12 protein-coding genes are annotated in these 15,559 nt (G+C 73.3%); 6 read left to right on the top strand and 6 right to left on the bottom strand.

Features of this window, described 5'->3' with window-relative positions; translation table 11 throughout:
• The 5 genes from ACFFIA_RS10770 (at position 1) to ACFFIA_RS10750 (ending at position 6,386) form a co-directional block, all read left to right on the top strand.
• On the top strand, positions 1–1,065 hold the full coding sequence (locus ACFFIA_RS10770) for an adenosine deaminase (protein ID WP_377249318.1): 1,065 nt from the start codon (positions 1–3) through the stop codon (positions 1,063–1,065).
• Positions 1,066–1,483: 418 nt separating this feature from the next.
• Positions 1,484–4,924: a sensor histidine kinase gene (locus tag ACFFIA_RS10765; RefSeq protein ID WP_377249316.1), complete on the top strand. Its 3,441-nt coding sequence runs from the start codon at positions 1,484–1,486 to the stop codon at positions 4,922–4,924.
• On the top strand, positions 4,921–5,325 hold the full coding sequence (locus ACFFIA_RS10760) for a roadblock/LC7 domain-containing protein (protein WP_377249314.1): 405 nt from the start codon (positions 4,921–4,923) through the stop codon (positions 5,323–5,325). The genes ACFFIA_RS10765 and ACFFIA_RS10760 overlap by 4 nt, the downstream gene beginning before the upstream one ends.
• Before the next feature lie 91 nt (positions 5,326–5,416).
• Complete coding sequence (locus ACFFIA_RS10755) at positions 5,417–5,794, top strand: DUF742 domain-containing protein (protein WP_173058844.1); 378 nt, start codon at positions 5,417–5,419, stop codon at positions 5,792–5,794.
• A complete protein-coding gene (locus ACFFIA_RS10750) occupies positions 5,775–6,386 on the top strand; it encodes a GTP-binding protein (protein ID WP_377249312.1) in 612 nt (203 codons plus the stop codon). Before ACFFIA_RS10755 ends, ACFFIA_RS10750 begins: the two co-directional genes overlap by 20 nt.
• 216 nt (positions 6,387–6,602) lie before the next feature.
• Here the strand turns inward: ACFFIA_RS10750 and ACFFIA_RS10745 are convergent, their stop codons facing one another.
• Both ACFFIA_RS10745 and ACFFIA_RS10740 read right to left on the bottom strand, forming a co-directional pair.
• Positions 6,603–9,341, bottom strand: a complete 2,739-nt coding sequence (locus tag ACFFIA_RS10745) for a transposase (protein WP_377249310.1) — start codon at positions 9,339–9,341, stop codon at positions 6,603–6,605.
• A 61-nt stretch (positions 9,342–9,402) separates the two neighbouring features.
• On the bottom strand, positions 9,403–10,374 hold the full coding sequence (locus ACFFIA_RS10740) for a SatS C-terminal domain-containing protein (protein WP_377249308.1): 972 nt from the start codon (positions 10,372–10,374) through the stop codon (positions 9,403–9,405).
• Between the two features lie 145 nt (positions 10,375–10,519).
• Between ACFFIA_RS10740 and ACFFIA_RS10735 the strand changes: the two genes are divergently transcribed.
• Positions 10,520–10,861, top strand: a complete 342-nt coding sequence (locus tag ACFFIA_RS10735) for a PadR family transcriptional regulator (protein WP_377249306.1) — start codon at positions 10,520–10,522, stop codon at positions 10,859–10,861.
• A 161-nt stretch (positions 10,862–11,022) separates the two neighbouring features.
• Here the strand turns inward: ACFFIA_RS10735 and ACFFIA_RS10730 are convergent, their stop codons facing one another.
• The 4 genes from ACFFIA_RS10730 to ACFFIA_RS10715 are packed head-to-tail and all read right to left on the bottom strand — an operon-like array spanning position 11,023 to position 15,555.
• Entirely contained in the window at positions 11,023–11,712 is a 690-nt protein-coding gene (locus ACFFIA_RS10730; RefSeq protein ID WP_377249304.1) for a permease prefix domain 1-containing protein, read from the bottom strand.
• 50 nt (positions 11,713–11,762) lie between these two features.
• Positions 11,763–13,427 carry a thiol reductant ABC exporter subunit CydC gene (gene cydC, locus ACFFIA_RS10725; protein WP_377249735.1) on the bottom strand — a complete coding sequence of 555 codons (1,665 nt, stop codon included), beginning with the start codon at positions 13,425–13,427 and terminating at the stop codon, positions 11,763–11,765.
• The gene (cydD, locus tag ACFFIA_RS10720) at positions 13,385–15,037 is read right to left on the bottom strand and encodes a thiol reductant ABC exporter subunit CydD (protein WP_377249302.1); all 1,653 of its coding nucleotides are present in this window, start codon (positions 15,035–15,037) and stop codon (positions 13,385–13,387) included. Before cydD ends, cydC begins: the two co-directional genes overlap by 43 nt.
• Complete coding sequence (locus ACFFIA_RS10715; protein WP_377249300.1) at positions 15,034–15,555, bottom strand: hypothetical protein; 522 nt, start codon at positions 15,553–15,555, stop codon at positions 15,034–15,036. Before ACFFIA_RS10715 ends, cydD begins: the two co-directional genes overlap by 4 nt.
• Positions 15,556–15,559: the final 4 nt, after the last annotated feature.

Below are 15,559 nucleotides of genomic sequence, written 5' to 3'. Positions count from 1 at the left end.
ATGGTCGCAATCGCGTACGAGGACATCGTCAAGGCCCCGAAGGCCCTCTTGCACGACCACCTCGACGGCGGGCTTCGCCCGGCGACAATCATCGAGCTGGCGGCCGAGGTCGGCCATCCGCTGCCCGCCACCGAGCCGGGCGAACTGGCCGAGTGGTTCGTCTCGGCGTGCGACTCGGGTTCGCTGGAGCGCTACATCGCGACCTTCGAGCACACGGTCGCGGTGATGCAGACCGAGCGGGCGCTGCACCGGATCGCCGCCGAGTGCGCGCTCGACCTGGCCGACGACGGCGTGGTGTACGCGGAGGTGCGCTTCGCCCCCGAGCAGCACCTGGCCCGCGGGCTCAGCCTGGACCAGGTGGTCGAGGCGGTGCTGGCCGGGTTCGCCGAGGGCGCGGCGCGGGCGGCCGAGGCGGGGCGCCCGATCCGGATCGGCACGCTGCTCACCGCGATGCGCCACGCCGCCCGTTCCCAGGAGATCGCCGAGCTCGCGGTGCGCTTCCGGGACACCGGGGTGGTCGGCTTCGACATCGCGGGCGCGGAGGCCGGCTTCCCGCCCACGCGACACCTCGACGCGTTCGAATACCTCCAGCGGGAAAACTTCCACTTCACCATCCACGCCGGCGAGGCGTTCGGGCTCCCGTCGATCTGGCAGGCGATCCAGTGGTGCGGCGCCGACCGGCTGGGCCACGGCGTGCGGATCGTCGACGACATAACCGGTGGCGTGCTGGGGCGGCTCGCGGCGTACGTGCGGGACAAGCGGATCCCGCTGGAGCTGTGTCCCTCCTCCAACGTGCAGACCGGCGCGGCTCCGTCGATCGCCGAGCATCCGATCGGCCTCCTGCGCGACCTGCGCTTCCGGGTCACGGTCAACACCGACAACCGCCTCATGAGCGGCACGTCGATGTCCCGTGAGATGGCGTTGCTGGTAGAGGCGTTCGGGTATGGCTGGGCGGAAATGCAGTGGTTTACGATCAATGCGATGAAAAGCGCTTTCATCCCCTTTGATGAGCGGCTTGCGATCATCAACGAAGTCATCAAACCGGCGTACGCGAAGTTGTTGTAATGCGGCGCCGCCGGCCGTCAGGCAACTGTGGCGATTCGGTCAGCCGTGCCGCGCCGAGCGGTTATCTGGCGGTATGCACGCAGCGCGTAAACCGGCACTTCGGCCTTGCTCTCGCTGGCCGGTCGGGCAATGGTCGGCACTGCCGCAGCGTCGCCATCCTTGGCGAGGTAGTCATCACGGCCAAGAACTAGCAGGACAAGTTGGACAGCGCGTGCGCTCACAATTAGTGACCGATCATGAACGCATTGCTATCAATAGCTACTTTCGTCCGGATGCGGGGATGGTTAGGGCGAACCTGGCCTTTCTCTTTGACACGGGTCGTGATGGAATCTCGGAGGTTCGACCCGACCGGGTCGGTCGCTGAGCGGTGCCCAGGTTGACGGGCCGAGGCACCGGGACATTGGGAGAGGGCGGTGACGTGAGTAAGCAGCCGAAGACGGCCGACTCTGTCATGTCGCGTCTCCGTCGGCCACTTGGTCGGCTTCGAGATCTTCCGATCTGGTCGAAGCTGGGCCTGATCATGATCGTGCCGACGCTGGCGACGATCGGTGTCGGCACCAACGGGCTCATCGAGCACCTCGGCACCGCAAACGACGCCGACCGCGCGCGCACGCTCTCGCAGCTCTCCGAGGCTTCCGGCGCTCTGGTGCACAACCTGCAAAACGAGCGGGCCGCCGCCGCGATGCTGCTCGGCGTCCGGCCAAACGACCAGGCTGGCAGGCAGAAGTCCGGCGACACGTACACGAACGTCCAGGCGGACGTCGACACGACCAAGCGTCCGTACCAGCAGGAGCGCAACGCGCTCGGGACGGACGACCTCCCGGCCAACCTCCGCGACCTGCTCACCACCATCGACGGGCGCCTGGGCGACCTGCCCGCGATCCGCAGCCAGGTGACAAATGGCAGGCTGCAGCTAAGCAACGCGGTCAGCAACTACACGACCCTGCTCACGCACCTCATCTCGGTGCGTGACTCGGCCGCCCAGCTCGCCGGCGACACCACGCTGGGTGACGAGATGCGCGCCGCCGCCTCGCTCGCCCGCTACAAGGAGTTCATCTCCCAGGAGCGGATCGTCGGCCTCAAGATCCTGATCCAGGGCAACTTCTCCCCGAGCCTCCGCAACGAGTACATCGAGACGCGCACCGGGCAAAACCAGGCCGCGCAGTCGTTCAAGGTAGTCGCGGCCCGCGGCGACGTCGAGTTCTTCGACCAGACGGTCGCCGGTGCCGACCTGCGCAAGGCCGAGCTCTACGGCGGCTACCTGCAGAGCAACGGCGGCGGCGACATCCGCGACGCTCCGTTCAACGCGGCCAGCTGGGATGGTGCCCTGCTCGCCAAGGCCGAGCTGGTGCGCAAGGTGGAGACTTCCGTCGACTCCGTGGTCGTCGACCGTGCCACCACGCTGCGTGACGAAGAGTACCGGCAGCTGCTCATCGAGGCTGGCGTGCTGCTCGGCGTCCTCCTGCTCGCCATCCTCTTCGCCTGGGCGGTCGCCCGCTCGATGGCCCGGTCGCTGCGCGAGCTGCGGCACGGCGCGCTCTCCGTCGCGCAGTACGGCCTCCCGCAGGCGGTGGCCCGCCTCCGCGACCCGGCCATCTCCAGCCAGCTCTCGCCGGTGCAGGCGGCCAACCAGATCGCCGAGCCGCTGCCGGTGCGGAGCAAAGACGAGTTCGGCCAGGTGACCGAGGCGTTCAACGCCGTCCACCTGGAGGCCGTCCGCACCGCCGCCGAGCAGGCCGCACTCCGCGCCTCCGTCGCGACCATGTTCGTCAACCTTGCCCGCCGCTCGCAGATTCTTGTCGACCGGCTGATCGGTCACCTCGACCGGCTGGAGCGCGGCGAGGAAGACCCGGACCGCCTGGCCGAGTTGTTCCAGCTCGACCACCTGGCCACGCGGATGCGCCGCAACGACGAAAACCTCCTGGTGCTCGCCGGTGCCGACTCCACGCGCGTCCAGCGTGAGCCGGCGGCGCTGATCGACGTGCTGCGGGCCGCGCAGTCCGAGGTCGAGCACTACACGCGGATCGAGTTCGGCGTGATCGACCGCGACATCGAGGTCGCCTCCAGCGCGGTCAACGACCTGGTCCACCTGGTCGCCGAGCTGTTCGACAACGCCACCGCCTTCTCTCCGCCTGACTCCCACGTCATGGTCGAGGCACGGCGGGTCGGCGAGCGCGCCGTGCTGTACGTCGAAGACCGAGGCATCGGCATCACGCCCGAGCAGTTGCACGACCTCAACGAGCGGCTCGCCACGCCGCCCATGGTCGACGTCGCCGTCTCCCGGATGATGGGCCTCGTCGTGGTCGCGCGGCTGGCCGCCCGCCACGACGTCAAGGTCGAGCTGCGGCCGGCCAGCGAGCGTGGCACCGTTGCCGACGTGACGCTGCCGACTGCGGTGCTCGTGCCGCGGGCGCTCTCCGGGCGCGGCGAGCCGGGCGGGGGTCCGTTCCAGGTTCCGCCGCCACCGCTACAGCAGCACACCCCGCCGCCGCCCGCACCGCCCGCGCCGACCCAGCGGCCCCCGATGGGCGCGCCGCTGGCGCTGGAGAGCGGGCCGACCTCGGCGCCGCCCGGGCGCCCGTTCGACCCCGCCCCGCTCAACGGCGGTCGCCTGGTCGGTCCCCCGCCCTCGGGCACGCCGCAGCGTTCCATGCCGGCCTGGTCCGACCTCACCGGCGCGGCCTCCGCGAGCAACGGCACCAGCAACGGCGCGGGCAGCGGGTTCAGCCCGCGTACACCTGCGAACGGCCAGGGGAGCGACCCGCTGCCGCAGCGGCGGGGCACCGACCACTGGACCGTCGACGGCGAGGTGACCGGCAGCGGTCCGGCGCCGAGCATCCCGCGGCAGATCCCGGCAAACCCGGAGACCCAGACGCGCAATGGTGGCTTCCCGGCCGTGCCGCCGGTGTCCGCGCCGCCGGTGCCGCCCGTCTCGGCCCCGCCGATACCGCCGCAGGCTCAGGTGCCACCGCCCACCTCGGCTCCGCCGGTCTCCCCGCCCCGCCCCATGCCCGCCGGGTCGCCCCCCTCGGCGCCCCCGGCCTGGCCACCGGTGAGTGCGCCGGAGACCGGTCCGAGCACCACACCGCCGGTGCCGGAAAAGCTCGCCGCCGCGCTCGACATGACCGCCGAGCTGCCCAAGGTCACGCGTTCCGAGCCCGGTGCCAAGCCGGATGCCAAGGCGCCCACGCCGGTGAGCGGCCCGCCCGCGTTGACCGGTCCGACCACCGCCGCCGCGGCGGGGGGCAGTGCCGCCGGCAAGCCGCGGTTCGCAGACGAGACCATGGAACTGCCGATCTTCCGTGAGCTGGAGTCGGCCTGGTTCCGCACCCGGCGTGCAGCGCCAGAGGAGCCGCGCACGCCCGCGCCAAACGGCGACTACGTCACCGTGGACGCCGCACGACCGGCCAGCCCCGCTCCGCAGGACGCCCCGACGGCCAGCGCGGCCACCAGCACACCGGTGCCCGCCGCGGCCACCCGCCCGTCCCTGCCGCCACCCTCCGGCGGCAACGGCAACGGTGCGGCGCGCCGGGAGCCCACGGGCGGCTGGCAGACTGCCGCCGACGACGGCTGGCGCGCTGCCAGCGCCGCGGCCGAGCGGCCGGCCGCCGAGACCACCCAGGCCGGGCTACCCAAGCGGGTGCCGATGGCCCAGCTCGTCCCCGGTGGGGTGGACAAGGGCGCCGCTGCGGTGCAGCGTCGTACACCAGAGGCGGTGCGCGGGCTCCTGTCCGCGTACCACCGAGGGGTGCAGCGTGGTCGCACGCACCCCAAGGACGACCAGCCGGGCTCGGGGGCGACCCCCAAGAGCGGTTTGGGCCCCGCGGCCGGGAGCGGCCAGAAGGAGCATGAGGGATGACAACAACGCAGGATCTCGGCTGGCTACTCGCCAATTTCGCCGATCGGGTGCCGGGCGTCGCGCACGCGGTCGCGGTTTCCGCCGACGGTCTGCTGCTCGCAGCGTCGCGTGATCTCCCGCGCGACCGGGCAGACCAGCTCGCGGCGATCGCGTCCGGGCTCGTCAGCCTGACACAGGGGGCGGCGCGGTGCTTCGAGGGCGGCGCGGTGCTCCAGACAGTGGTCGAGATGGACAACGGCTTCCTTTTCCTGATGTCGATCTCGGACGGCTCCTCCTTCGCCGTACTGGCCGCGCGCAACTGCGACGTGGGCCAGGTCGGCTACGAGATGGCACTGCTCGTCGACCGCGTGGGCGACGCGCTGACGCCGGCTCCGCGCACGACCGCGGGCATGTTGGGTTGAGCGCACAAGCGGTCCGACATAGTGGGCCGCTCGTGCACGGATTCTGTTTTCGAGATTTGTTCGGGTCGACAGGAGGGGGTGAACGGCGATGATGGCGGAACGCGATGAGCCGACCGGTGCGCTGGTCCGACCGTATGCCGTTACCCGCGGCCGGACCCGTCCCAGGCTTGAGATCGCGCTCGAAGCGCTCGTCGAGACCACCGTTCGGGGTCGGTCCGCGGGTGCGACCAAGGGCGGTCAGGGTCGGGAGCATCAATACATCGCCGCGCTCTGTGACGGCCGGCTGCAGTCGCTTGCGGAGATCGCCGCACGGATGCAGTTGCCGCTCGGGGTGGCTCGGGTCCTCATCGCCGACATGGCCGCCGACGGCCTGCTCGCGGTGTACGAGCCGACGTCCCTCGACGACGCCAATGACGCGGTGGGCACTGAACTGCTGGAGAGGGTGCTGAGTGGACTTCGCAGGCTCTGACACGTCGCATCGCCCGCCGGTGACGGGCCGCGTGACATCGGCGAAGATCGTCATCGCCGGTGGTTTCGGCGTCGGCAAGACGACGCTGGTCGGCTCGGTCTCGGAGATCACGCCGCTGACCACCGAGGCGATCATGACGTCGGCCGGCGTCGGTGTCGACGACACCCGGCAGGTGCCGGGCAAGACCACCACCACGGTGGCGATGGACTTCGGTCGTATCTCGATCGACCGCGACCTGATCCTCTACCTGTTCGGCACCCCTGGCCAGACGCGGTTCTGGTTCATGTGGGACGAGCTGGTGCGGGGAGCCATCGGCGCGGTCGTGCTCGTCGACACACGTCGACTCGCCGACTGCTTCGCGGCGATCGACTTCTTCGAGCACCGGCGGTTGCCGTACCTCGTGGCCATCAACTGCTTCGACGGTATGCAGTACCACGACCCGCAGGATGTGCGCGACGCGCTCGCCATCTCCAGCGAGATCCCCGTGGTGAGCTGCGACGCCCGCAACCGTGAGTCCACAAAGCACGTTCTCATTTCCCTTGTGGAGTACGTGCTGAGCATGCGCCGTTCCCGGGCGGTCGCTCCCGCCTGAGGGCAGCAAGACATCGTCGCCGACGGGCCTTGAGCCCGTCGGCGGCTGTTTGCTGTCGCGTGTCGGTGACCCGGTCCGTCCACTGCGGACATGAGCTGGGCCGTCGGTCCGGTGCCTGATCGCTCCCGGGCGAGACCGACCTACGACTGTCGGTGGAAACCAAACCGCCTGGCGGGTCCATTGAGGACGCGCCAGGCGGCCAGGGGTGCGGAAAGGTCAGGAACGGTAGCCGGCGGAGCGGTATTCGTCTTCGCGGCCCACGGAGTCGCGGCTGAAGTCCCAACCGCCGGCCGACTCGCGACCGGGGCGACCGCCGACCGCGTAACCGCCGATCTCCTGCCCGCGACGCCAGCCGCGGAAGTAGCCGGTGGTGTGGGCGGCGATGCTCTGCGCGTCGCGGACGATGCGCAGCGGGCGCTCCTCCCGGGGCGGCAGGGCGGAGCCGGGCACGAGGTTGGCCTGGGGGACGCGCCGGGGCAGGCCCGAACTCGTCTCCGCGCCCACCGACGGCTTGGCGGCCTGCTCGGCGGCGCGCCAGCCGGTGTCGGCCGAGGAGGCCCAGTCGAGCTGGTCTTCCTCCGGGTGACCGACGAACCACGCCGACCGGGTCTGGGCGAAGATCAGCAGGTCGCCGTCGCCCTCCTCGGCCACCGGCACGGCACTGCGCTCGACCGCGCGCCGGGAACGGGCGGTGCGGGCGCCCCGGTCGATCGCCTCGGTGTCGACCAGGCGCAGTGACGGAGCGTCCAATGCGGTCAGACCGGTGAGCGGGCGGTCGTCGAGCGCGCGGTCGGCCAGCGGCGGCGGCTCGACCAGGCGCAGCATCGGCGGCTCCTGGGGAAGGTCGTCGGCCTGCCACGGGGGCGTGACGCGACCGTCCTGAGCGGCCTGCTGAGCCGGTCGATCCAGCTCGCTGTATGCCGAGTAGGAACGGTCGCCGTTTGCCCGCTGGTGGCTCCCTCCGCGGGCTGCCGGGTCGGCCTCCACGCGGGGCGGCGCCGGCTCCGCGTCGAGGCGCGGCCGGGACGGCTCGGCGTCGACGCGGGAGCGGTCGCTCTCGGACGAGTTGACCAGGGGCCAGTTGGCGCGGGAGCCGGGCTCGGGCGCGTGTCGTGGCAGAGGCACACTCAAATCCGTAGCACCAAAACCACTCTGAGTGGGTGCGCCACCCTGATGCGCTGGTGGCGCGTCGTGCCGAGTGTTGGGGCGCGGCGGGATCGGCGTGGGGCGCTGGCGCTCGGCGCGGGCGCTGTTGATCGCGGCCGTGGTGAGCGTGGCGCGGAACGGCTCGCCGCTGTCGGCCGGTGCCAGACCGCGCTGGCTGGGCACGACGGCGGCCGGCGCGATCGGGGTGATGCCGGGCGGCGGGGGCGGCGGCGCGGAGATCGGCCGGTTGGGCGCGGGCTCGGGCGCGCGCGGCAGCTCCAGCCCGCGGGCCGGCTCAGGTGTGCGTGCGGGCTCCGGCGGCCGGGGCGGCTCGGGACGGGAGAGCGGCAGCGCGATCTGGGCGGTGTCGGAGCCCTCGCCCGAGTGCGCCGCAGGCATGGCGGGCCGGGCGGGCGGCGCCGACGAGCGGATCGGCAGCGGCGTGGGGGCGCTGATCGCGGCCGGGGCGACCGGCGGAGTCATCGGCCGGCCCGCCGGCGGTGGCGCCACGGACGGCCGGACGGGCGGCTCGGCCGAGGCGGCCGGTGCGAGCGGCGGCGCGGAGGGGAGAGCCGGCGGTGCGGCGGGCTGGCCATGCGGCGCGGGGCGACCGGCCGGCTCGGCGTGGCGGCGGCCGGTGTCACCACCGCGCGCGGCGGCGGGCCGGTTGATCGGCGGCGGCGCGACCGGCGGGCGGCTCACCGGGGCGGGCGCCACCGGCGGCGTGGTCACCGCCTGCGGCAGCGTGGGCGCGGCACTGGCGGCGGCCGGCTCGGGGCGGGCGCGGCGGCCGACGCGGGTCGGCGCCGGCTCCTCGGCCGGGGGACGGACCGAGTGTAGGCCGGTCAGGGCCGGAGCGGACGGTGCGGCACCGGCACCGGGCCGGCGCACGGTGGTGCGGCGCCCGGCAGCGGGCGGAACGGTCAGGCGGGCGTTGAGCGTGGAGACGAGCGCCTCGCAGCCCAGGTCGCAGGCGCGCACGGCGGCGACGGCCTGGCGCACCGCCTCTGACACCGCCGGCACCAGCGCCTTGTTGGCGCTGCCGCGGCGCGGCGTCTCGGCGATCGCCACGCGCAGCGCGGTGACCTTTTCGGCGACCGTCTCGGCGTCGGCGACGCCCTCGGCGGCGAGCTGGCTGATCACCGCGTCGGTGGCGGACGTCGTCTCGCGCCCTCGCCCGCTGGCGGTGCCGTTGAGCAGGCTCGGCTCGGGCAGCGCGTCGAGCACCGCGAGCGAGACCGGCTCGGCCGGATCGGGGTAGGCCCGCAGGGCCGCGGGGTAGAGCTCGCGGAGCACCTCGCGCAGTGCCACAGCGGCGGAGAGCCGGCCGTTGCAGAGTGCGGCGTGCGCGGCGAGCACCGGCTTGTATGCCAGGAGATCTCGCGGCACGGGGAGGGCGACCGCGGAGAGGGCACCGGCCTGGAGGGCACGCGCGAGGCCGACGGCCCGCCGCTCGTCGGCGGGAGACTGCATCTCCTCCACCGACTCGTCATCGGCGAAACGCTCCGCGTAATCGTCGACCGCGTCGTCGTCGGCGATGGCGAGCGGGCGCCCGGCTGCGGTGAGGAGCGACGTGACCAGGTGATCGTCACTGTCCGCGGCGATCGCCACGCCGGTCGGCCCGCTGGAGCGCTCTACGAGCAACGAGCCCAACTGGGCATAGCCCGCCGGGTCGTCACTGATCTCGCAGACGTCGAGCAGCCGGCCCGCGTCATCGACGACGGCGACTGTCAGACGCGACTCGGCCGAGGCCTCTCGCGCTGTCGGATCCGCCGACGCCAGACCGCAGTACACGCGCACGAGCGCCACGGCGTCGTCCTCCTCCCCGGACTTAAGCGTGTGCCAAGGACTGATGCTCCCTGGTGAGGGGTCAGTCGCGCCAGTCCACAGCGGCAGAGATCTTGCCGATAATCGTGCGCCAGCCGAGACTTGCCTGTTGTGCCCCGATTTTCTTCAGTCGCCGGCGACCCCGGAAAGCGCCGAGGCCACCGCCCGCGGCGGCACGGAGTGCCTCGTCAAGGTCATCGAGCGGGGAGCCCGGGGCGAGGGCGGTAAGGACCGGGTTGAGACGCAGGGCGTACGACAAATCGCGGGCCGCCTCGCCTGCCTCGATCAACAGGTTGAAGTCCCACGTGTCGTGCCCACCGCGCAGGTTTTCCACGACCAGATCGAGCTCGTACGAGTCTTCGTCGGAAGGCGCCACGTCGGCCGGCTGGATCCGCTCGACCAGATCGGCCCATCCTTCGACCTGGGCGAGGTCGTTGGGCGCGCCCGAGCGCACGAAGGTCACCAGCGACTCGGGGCTCTTGAAGAGCAGGAGCCGTCCGCGGTGGCTGAGGAAGACCGGGACATCCTCGGCCGCCTCCTCTTCCTCCTCGTCTTCGAAGTCTTCGGCCGACGGCTCCTCGGCGTCTTCGGTGCGGGCGTGCTTGCCGCGGCGCGAGGTCTCGTCGTCCTCGTCCTCTTCGTCTTCCTCGCTCGGGAAGTCGTCGTCGAGGATCACCACGGTGTCGTCGTCTTCATCCGGCACCGCGTGCTTGGCCTTGGCCGCGAAGAGGTCCTCCTCCTCGCGGTCGCCGATGTCGGTCGGGGTCAGCGACGTGGAGAGGCGGTATGCCCGCAGCGTGTAGCCCACGCCCGAGGGGAGCGCGATCTCGACCGGATCGATCTTGGTGTCGGCCCAGAGTGCCGAGCTGCCGGACGAGGTCGACCGGGAGGTCGCCGCCTCCTCCTCGATCTCGTCGTCATCGATCTCGTCGCCGGCCTCGTCGAGATCTTCGTCGATCTCGAGGTCGGGCTCGGGCTTGTCGGCGTCCGGCCGGTTGGGCGACTGGCGGGCCACGCTGACCTCCGTGTGGGCTCAGGTCTGGCACCGGTCCGATGGCTGTCGGGCCGGCGACTCTGCGCACACAGTAGTAGCCCCGGCTGTGTGGTGAGCGCCCGCACCCCGTTGGAGATCTCCGCACCAATCGGTAGCCTTGCTACCTATGAAGTCGCAGGCCCTGCACGGACACCTGGATGCGCTGCTGCTTTCCGTGCTGGAGGGCGGCGCACTGCACGGTTACGCGATCATCGAGGCGCTCAAGTCGCGCAGCGACGGCACGCTCAACCTTCCCACCGGCACCATCTATCCCGCACTGCGGCGCCTGGAGCGCGCGGGCCACGTGGAGAGCGAGTGGAGCACGGTCAATGGCCGGGAGCGGCGCACCTACCGGCTCACCAGCTCCGGCCACCGCGCGCTCGCCGGCGAGCGGGCCAGCTGGCAGGAGCTCAGTTTGACCGTCGGCCGCTTTCTGGGCACCGAAACCCCACCGCCAGCTCCAGCCTGACCGCGCCGCCGGCCCACGGCCTTACCGGCCACCGCCGGCCCACGACCTGACCGCGACCTGACCCCCGGCCGGCCCACGACCTGACCGTGCGGCCGTCTGTCACGGCGCGGGGGCGGCGACGCGGGGCCCCAGCCACGACCGGTGGTGCCGAGGGCGGCCCGCTACGACGCGAGGGCGCGGCGGCGCGAGGTGGCGATCAGGCAGGTCGCCGTCGAGTGCAGGAGCCAGACGTAGGCGGCGCCGACCAGCAGCCCGCCGGCCAGCATCGGCGGCCAGGTGAGCGCGGCGTCCCACAGCCGGAGCGACCACAGGTAGAGGACAGTGCCGGAGAGCCAGGTGACCAGCACGACCGAGAGGGTGACCAGGCCGATCGCCCGCACCGCGTGGCGCCCGGTCTGGCGGCCGCGCCGGGCCGACCACGCCAGCCACAGGTAGACCGACAGGGCCAGACCGGCCAACACGTATCCGAAGTGGTCCTGGGCCTCGGAAATGAACAGGTAGAGCGTGGGCGGGTAGGGCCCGGTCGTCGAGGTCGACCACGGCGAGCCGCGCCACATGACCTCGGTCAGCGTGGCGAAGACCGCGCCCATCAGCGCCATCCGCAGCGCCATCCGCCGGGCCGCGCCGATACCGAGTTCCGCCTGGTAGGCCGGGGCCAGGGCGCCGACCTCGCCGAACTGGGCCACCGCGAGCCGCTCCGCCTCCGCCCGGGGCAGCCCTTCATCCTGGTACGCCGCCGCGGCGTCGACCAGCCCGTCCCGTGCCTCGCGCAGCATGTCGCCCTTGAGGCGGCCGGGACCGGCGAGCGCGCGGCCGAGGCTGTGGACGTACTCGTCGATGGGAGCGGGCACGTTCCCGAGCGTGCCACGGCCACCGCTGCCGCAGCATCGGGGAGCTGCCCTTAAGGGCGGGCGGCGACGTAGCCGCGCTCGGCCGCCTCCTGGGCGAGCCACTGGTCGCGGTACCAGCCAGGGGTCTCGACCAGCTCGGCGTGCGTGCCGCGGCTCACCACACGGCCACCGTCGAGCACGATGATCTCGTCCAGCCCCGCCAGCCCGCGCAGCCGGTGCGTGACCAGCACCACCGCACCGCGCGCGGCGGCCAGCACACCGGCGAGCACTTCGTCGGCGGCGGCCGGGTCGAGCCCTTCGGTGGGCTCGTCGAGCAGGAGCACGGCGGGGTCGAGCAGCACCGCCCGGGCCAGCGCGAGCCGCTGCCGCTGCCCGCCGGAGAGCTGGCCCCCGTCTTCGCCCACCACGGTGTCCCAGGTGTCCGGCTGCTCCCGTACCCAGTCGAGGAGCCCGGCCGCCGCGGCGGCCGAGGCCAGGTCGTCGTCGGTGGCGTCGGGGCGGCCGAGGAGGAGGTTTTCCCGCACGGTGGCGTGGAACACGTGCGCCTCGGCGAGCAGTCCGCCCACCTCTCGCGGCGACCCGCCCCACTCGGCGAGCGCCGCCAGCAGCGTGCTCTTGCCCGCACCGCTCGGGCCGACGACCGCGAGCCGGCGGCCGGCCGGCAGGTCGACGCGCACGCCGTCGAGCGCGGGCGGGCCGTCGGCGCGGTATCGCACCGTGATGTCAGCGAGGTCCACCGGCTGCGCGGCTACCGGCGGAGGAGGCGTGAGCAGCGCGGAGACCCGGGCCAGCGGCGTGCGCAGCCCCGTCCATTGCCGGGCCGCGGCGACCAGCGCGAGGCAGGTCTCCACCGCGGCGAGCGTGCCGACGGCCAGCACGCCCACGAGTACGCCGTCGACGCCGGCGCGCAGCGCGACGACGGCCACCGCGGCGGCGGTGGCGCCGGAGACGAGTACGCCCGCCGCGTCCACCGCCCACCCCGCCGTGGCGAGCCGCCGCTCCAGCCGGGCCAGCTCGTCCGCCCGCTCGCGGGCCGCGCGCAGGGCCGCACCGGTCGCGCCGTACGCGGCGAGGTCGGCGGCGCCGTGGGTCAGGTCGACCGCGTCGTTGGCGAGCGTGCCGCGCAGCGGGGCGACCCGTGCCGCGATGTGGCGGGTCGACGCGGTGGCCGCCGCGGGTAGCGCCACTCCGGCGCCGAGCAGCCCCACCACCAGCGCGGTCGCGGCGGCCGGGGAGATGAGCGCGGCTCCGCCCACCGCCAGTACGCCGACCGTGGCGGCCGCCGCGCCCGGCACGAGTACCCGGAGCAGCAGGTCCTGCACGGCGTCCACATCGGACACCACGCGGCTGAGCGAGTCGCCGGAGCGGGCCGCCGTGCGCTGGCCGGCGAGCGTGGCGAAGACCCGGGCCCGTACGTCGGTGAGGATCCGCAGCACCGCGTCGTGGCCGGTGAGCCGCTCGGTGTACCGGAGCACGCCCCGCCCGATCGCCAGCGCCCGTACCGAGACGATCGCGACCGTGAGCGCGTTGAGCGGCGGCTGGCCGGCGGCGGTCATGAGCAGCCAGGTCGCGGTCGCCATCAGCGCGACCCCGGCGACCTCGGTGGCGGCGGCGAGCAGCCCGGCACCGACCAACTGGCCGAGGTACGGCCGGGCGAGCTTCAGGACGGGAGTCATGCCACCGCCTCCGCCAGCGTCACCACGCGTCCCTCGCAGACCCGGATCACCCGGTCGGCCTCGGCGAGCAGCGCGGGGCGGTGGGCCACCATCAGCGCGGTGCGGCCGGCCACGAGTCGCCGCGTCGCGTCGAGTACGGCCGCCTCGGAACCGCCGTCGAGGCGCGCGGTCGGCTCGTCGAGGAGCAGGATCGGTGCGTCCCGGATGAACGCCCGGGCCAGCGCGACCCGCTGCCGCTGCCCGCTGGACAGGCCGTGGCCGCGCTCGCCGAGCACGGTCTCCAGCCCTTCGGGCAGCGCCTCGACGACCTCGTCGAGCGCCGCCGCCTTGACCGCGATCCGCACCGCCTCGTCAGGGGCGTCAGGGGCGCCGAGCCGGATGTTGTCGGCCAGCGAGGCGGCGAAGAGGTGCGCCCGCTGCGGTACCCATGCCAGCCGCTCCCGCCACGCGTCCAGGTCGAGCGTGGCCAGGTCGACACCGTCGACGAGCACGCGTCCTTCGGTCGGCTGCACGAAGCCGAGCAGCAGCCCGAGCAGCGTGCTCTTGCCCGCCCCGCTCGGCCCGATGATCGCCACTCGCTCGCCGGCCCGGATGGTCAGCGAGACGTCCTTGAGGGCGACCGTGCGGTCGTACGCCACGGTGACCGACTCCAGCCGGACCTCCCGCACCGGCCCTGGCGCGACGCCGGACCGCTCCGGAGTCTCCACAGTGGAGAACGAGAGCGCGGCGTCGAGCGCGGTCAGCCCCTCCATGCTGGCGTGGAAGCGGGCGCCCGCCGCGCGCAGCGGCAGGTATGCCTCCGGGGCGAGCAGCAGCACCAGCAGCGCCGTCTCCAGCCCGATCCCGCCGTCGAGCAGCCGCAGGCCGATCGGCACCGCGACCAGCGCCACCGAGAGCGTGGCGACCAGCTCCAGCACCAGCCCGGAGAGGAACGCGATGCGCAGCGTCCGCATCGTCGCCGAGCGGTGCTCGTCGGCCATCCGCCGGACGGTCTCGACCTGGGCCCGCTCCCGCCCGAACGCGCGCAGCGTGGGCAGCCCCGACACCATGTCGAGGAAGTGGCCGCCGAGCATCGCCAGCCGCCGCCACTGCCGCTTGGTGGCCGCCTCGGTCTGCCAGCCGAGCAGCGCGCCGAAGATCGGGATGAGCGGCAGCGTCACCGCGACGATCAGGGCCGAGCTCCAGTCGGCGAAGACCATCCGCCCCAGCACCGCCACCGGCACGGTCACGCCGAGCACGAGCTGCGGCAGGTAGCCGGTGAAGTAGGCGTCCAGCGCGTCGAGCCCGCGCCCGGCCAGCGTGGCGATCTCGCCGGCCCGCTGCCCCGCGACCCAGGCCGGCCCGCGCTGCCCCACCGCGCCGAGCAGCTCGCCGCGGAGCGCCGCCTTGACGGTGGCCGCCGCCCGGGCCGCCACCACGCCCTGCCCCCACACCACGCCCGCCCGCGCGGCCACCGCCGCCACGAACCCGGCCAGCGCCGCACGATCGAGCCGCCCGTCGAAGGCGGCCGCCAGGAGCGCCGCGAGCGTCGTGGCCTGGGCGAGCACCACCACCGCGGCGGCCACACCGAGGAGGCCGAGCGCGGCGAACTGCCGCCGGGTCGCGGGGACCCGGCGTAGCAGGCGTGGATCGAAGGGGCGGCGACTCACCAGTACACCGGGTCCCTGCCGCCGATCCGTCCACGGAAGATCCACCAGGACATCACCTGAAAGCTTAGTAAGACCGGAACCAGCGGCACCGCCAGCCAGCTCAGCAGCCGCGGCGCCGTGCCGACCAGCGCCACCGACATGGCCGCCAAACCAACGCCCGGCCGGCGCGGCGCGAGGAACGCGGCGCCGTGTACCGCCACGAGGGTGAGCAGCGTCACCGCCGAGGCCCCCGCGAACGGGATGACGATGTGCCCCACGCCCTCGGCGTGGCCCGCAGCCACACCATCTGGGACCGGGCCGTCACCGGGGGCAGCGCGCTCACCGCGCTCGGTTGGGGCGCGGTCCTCGGTGGGCTCCTCGGGCCGGCTGCGCAGCCGCACCGCCGCGGTGACCACGAGCACGCCGGCGAGGGCGAGCACGACCGCCGGGTACAGGCCGGCGAGCAGCTCGCCTTCGAGCACCGGAAGCGCAGAGGTGGCGGTCGCGAACCGAGGGCGCGCGAGGAACAGCGGGTCCATTCGG

It is taken from the genome of Phytohabitans kaempferiae, assembly GCF_042433955.1.
Classification (GTDB): Bacteria; Actinomycetota; Actinomycetes; order Mycobacteriales; family Micromonosporaceae; genus Phytohabitans; species Phytohabitans kaempferiae.
Note: the sequence above shows the minus strand (reverse complement) of the source record. Positions and strands in the feature narration are given on the sequence as shown.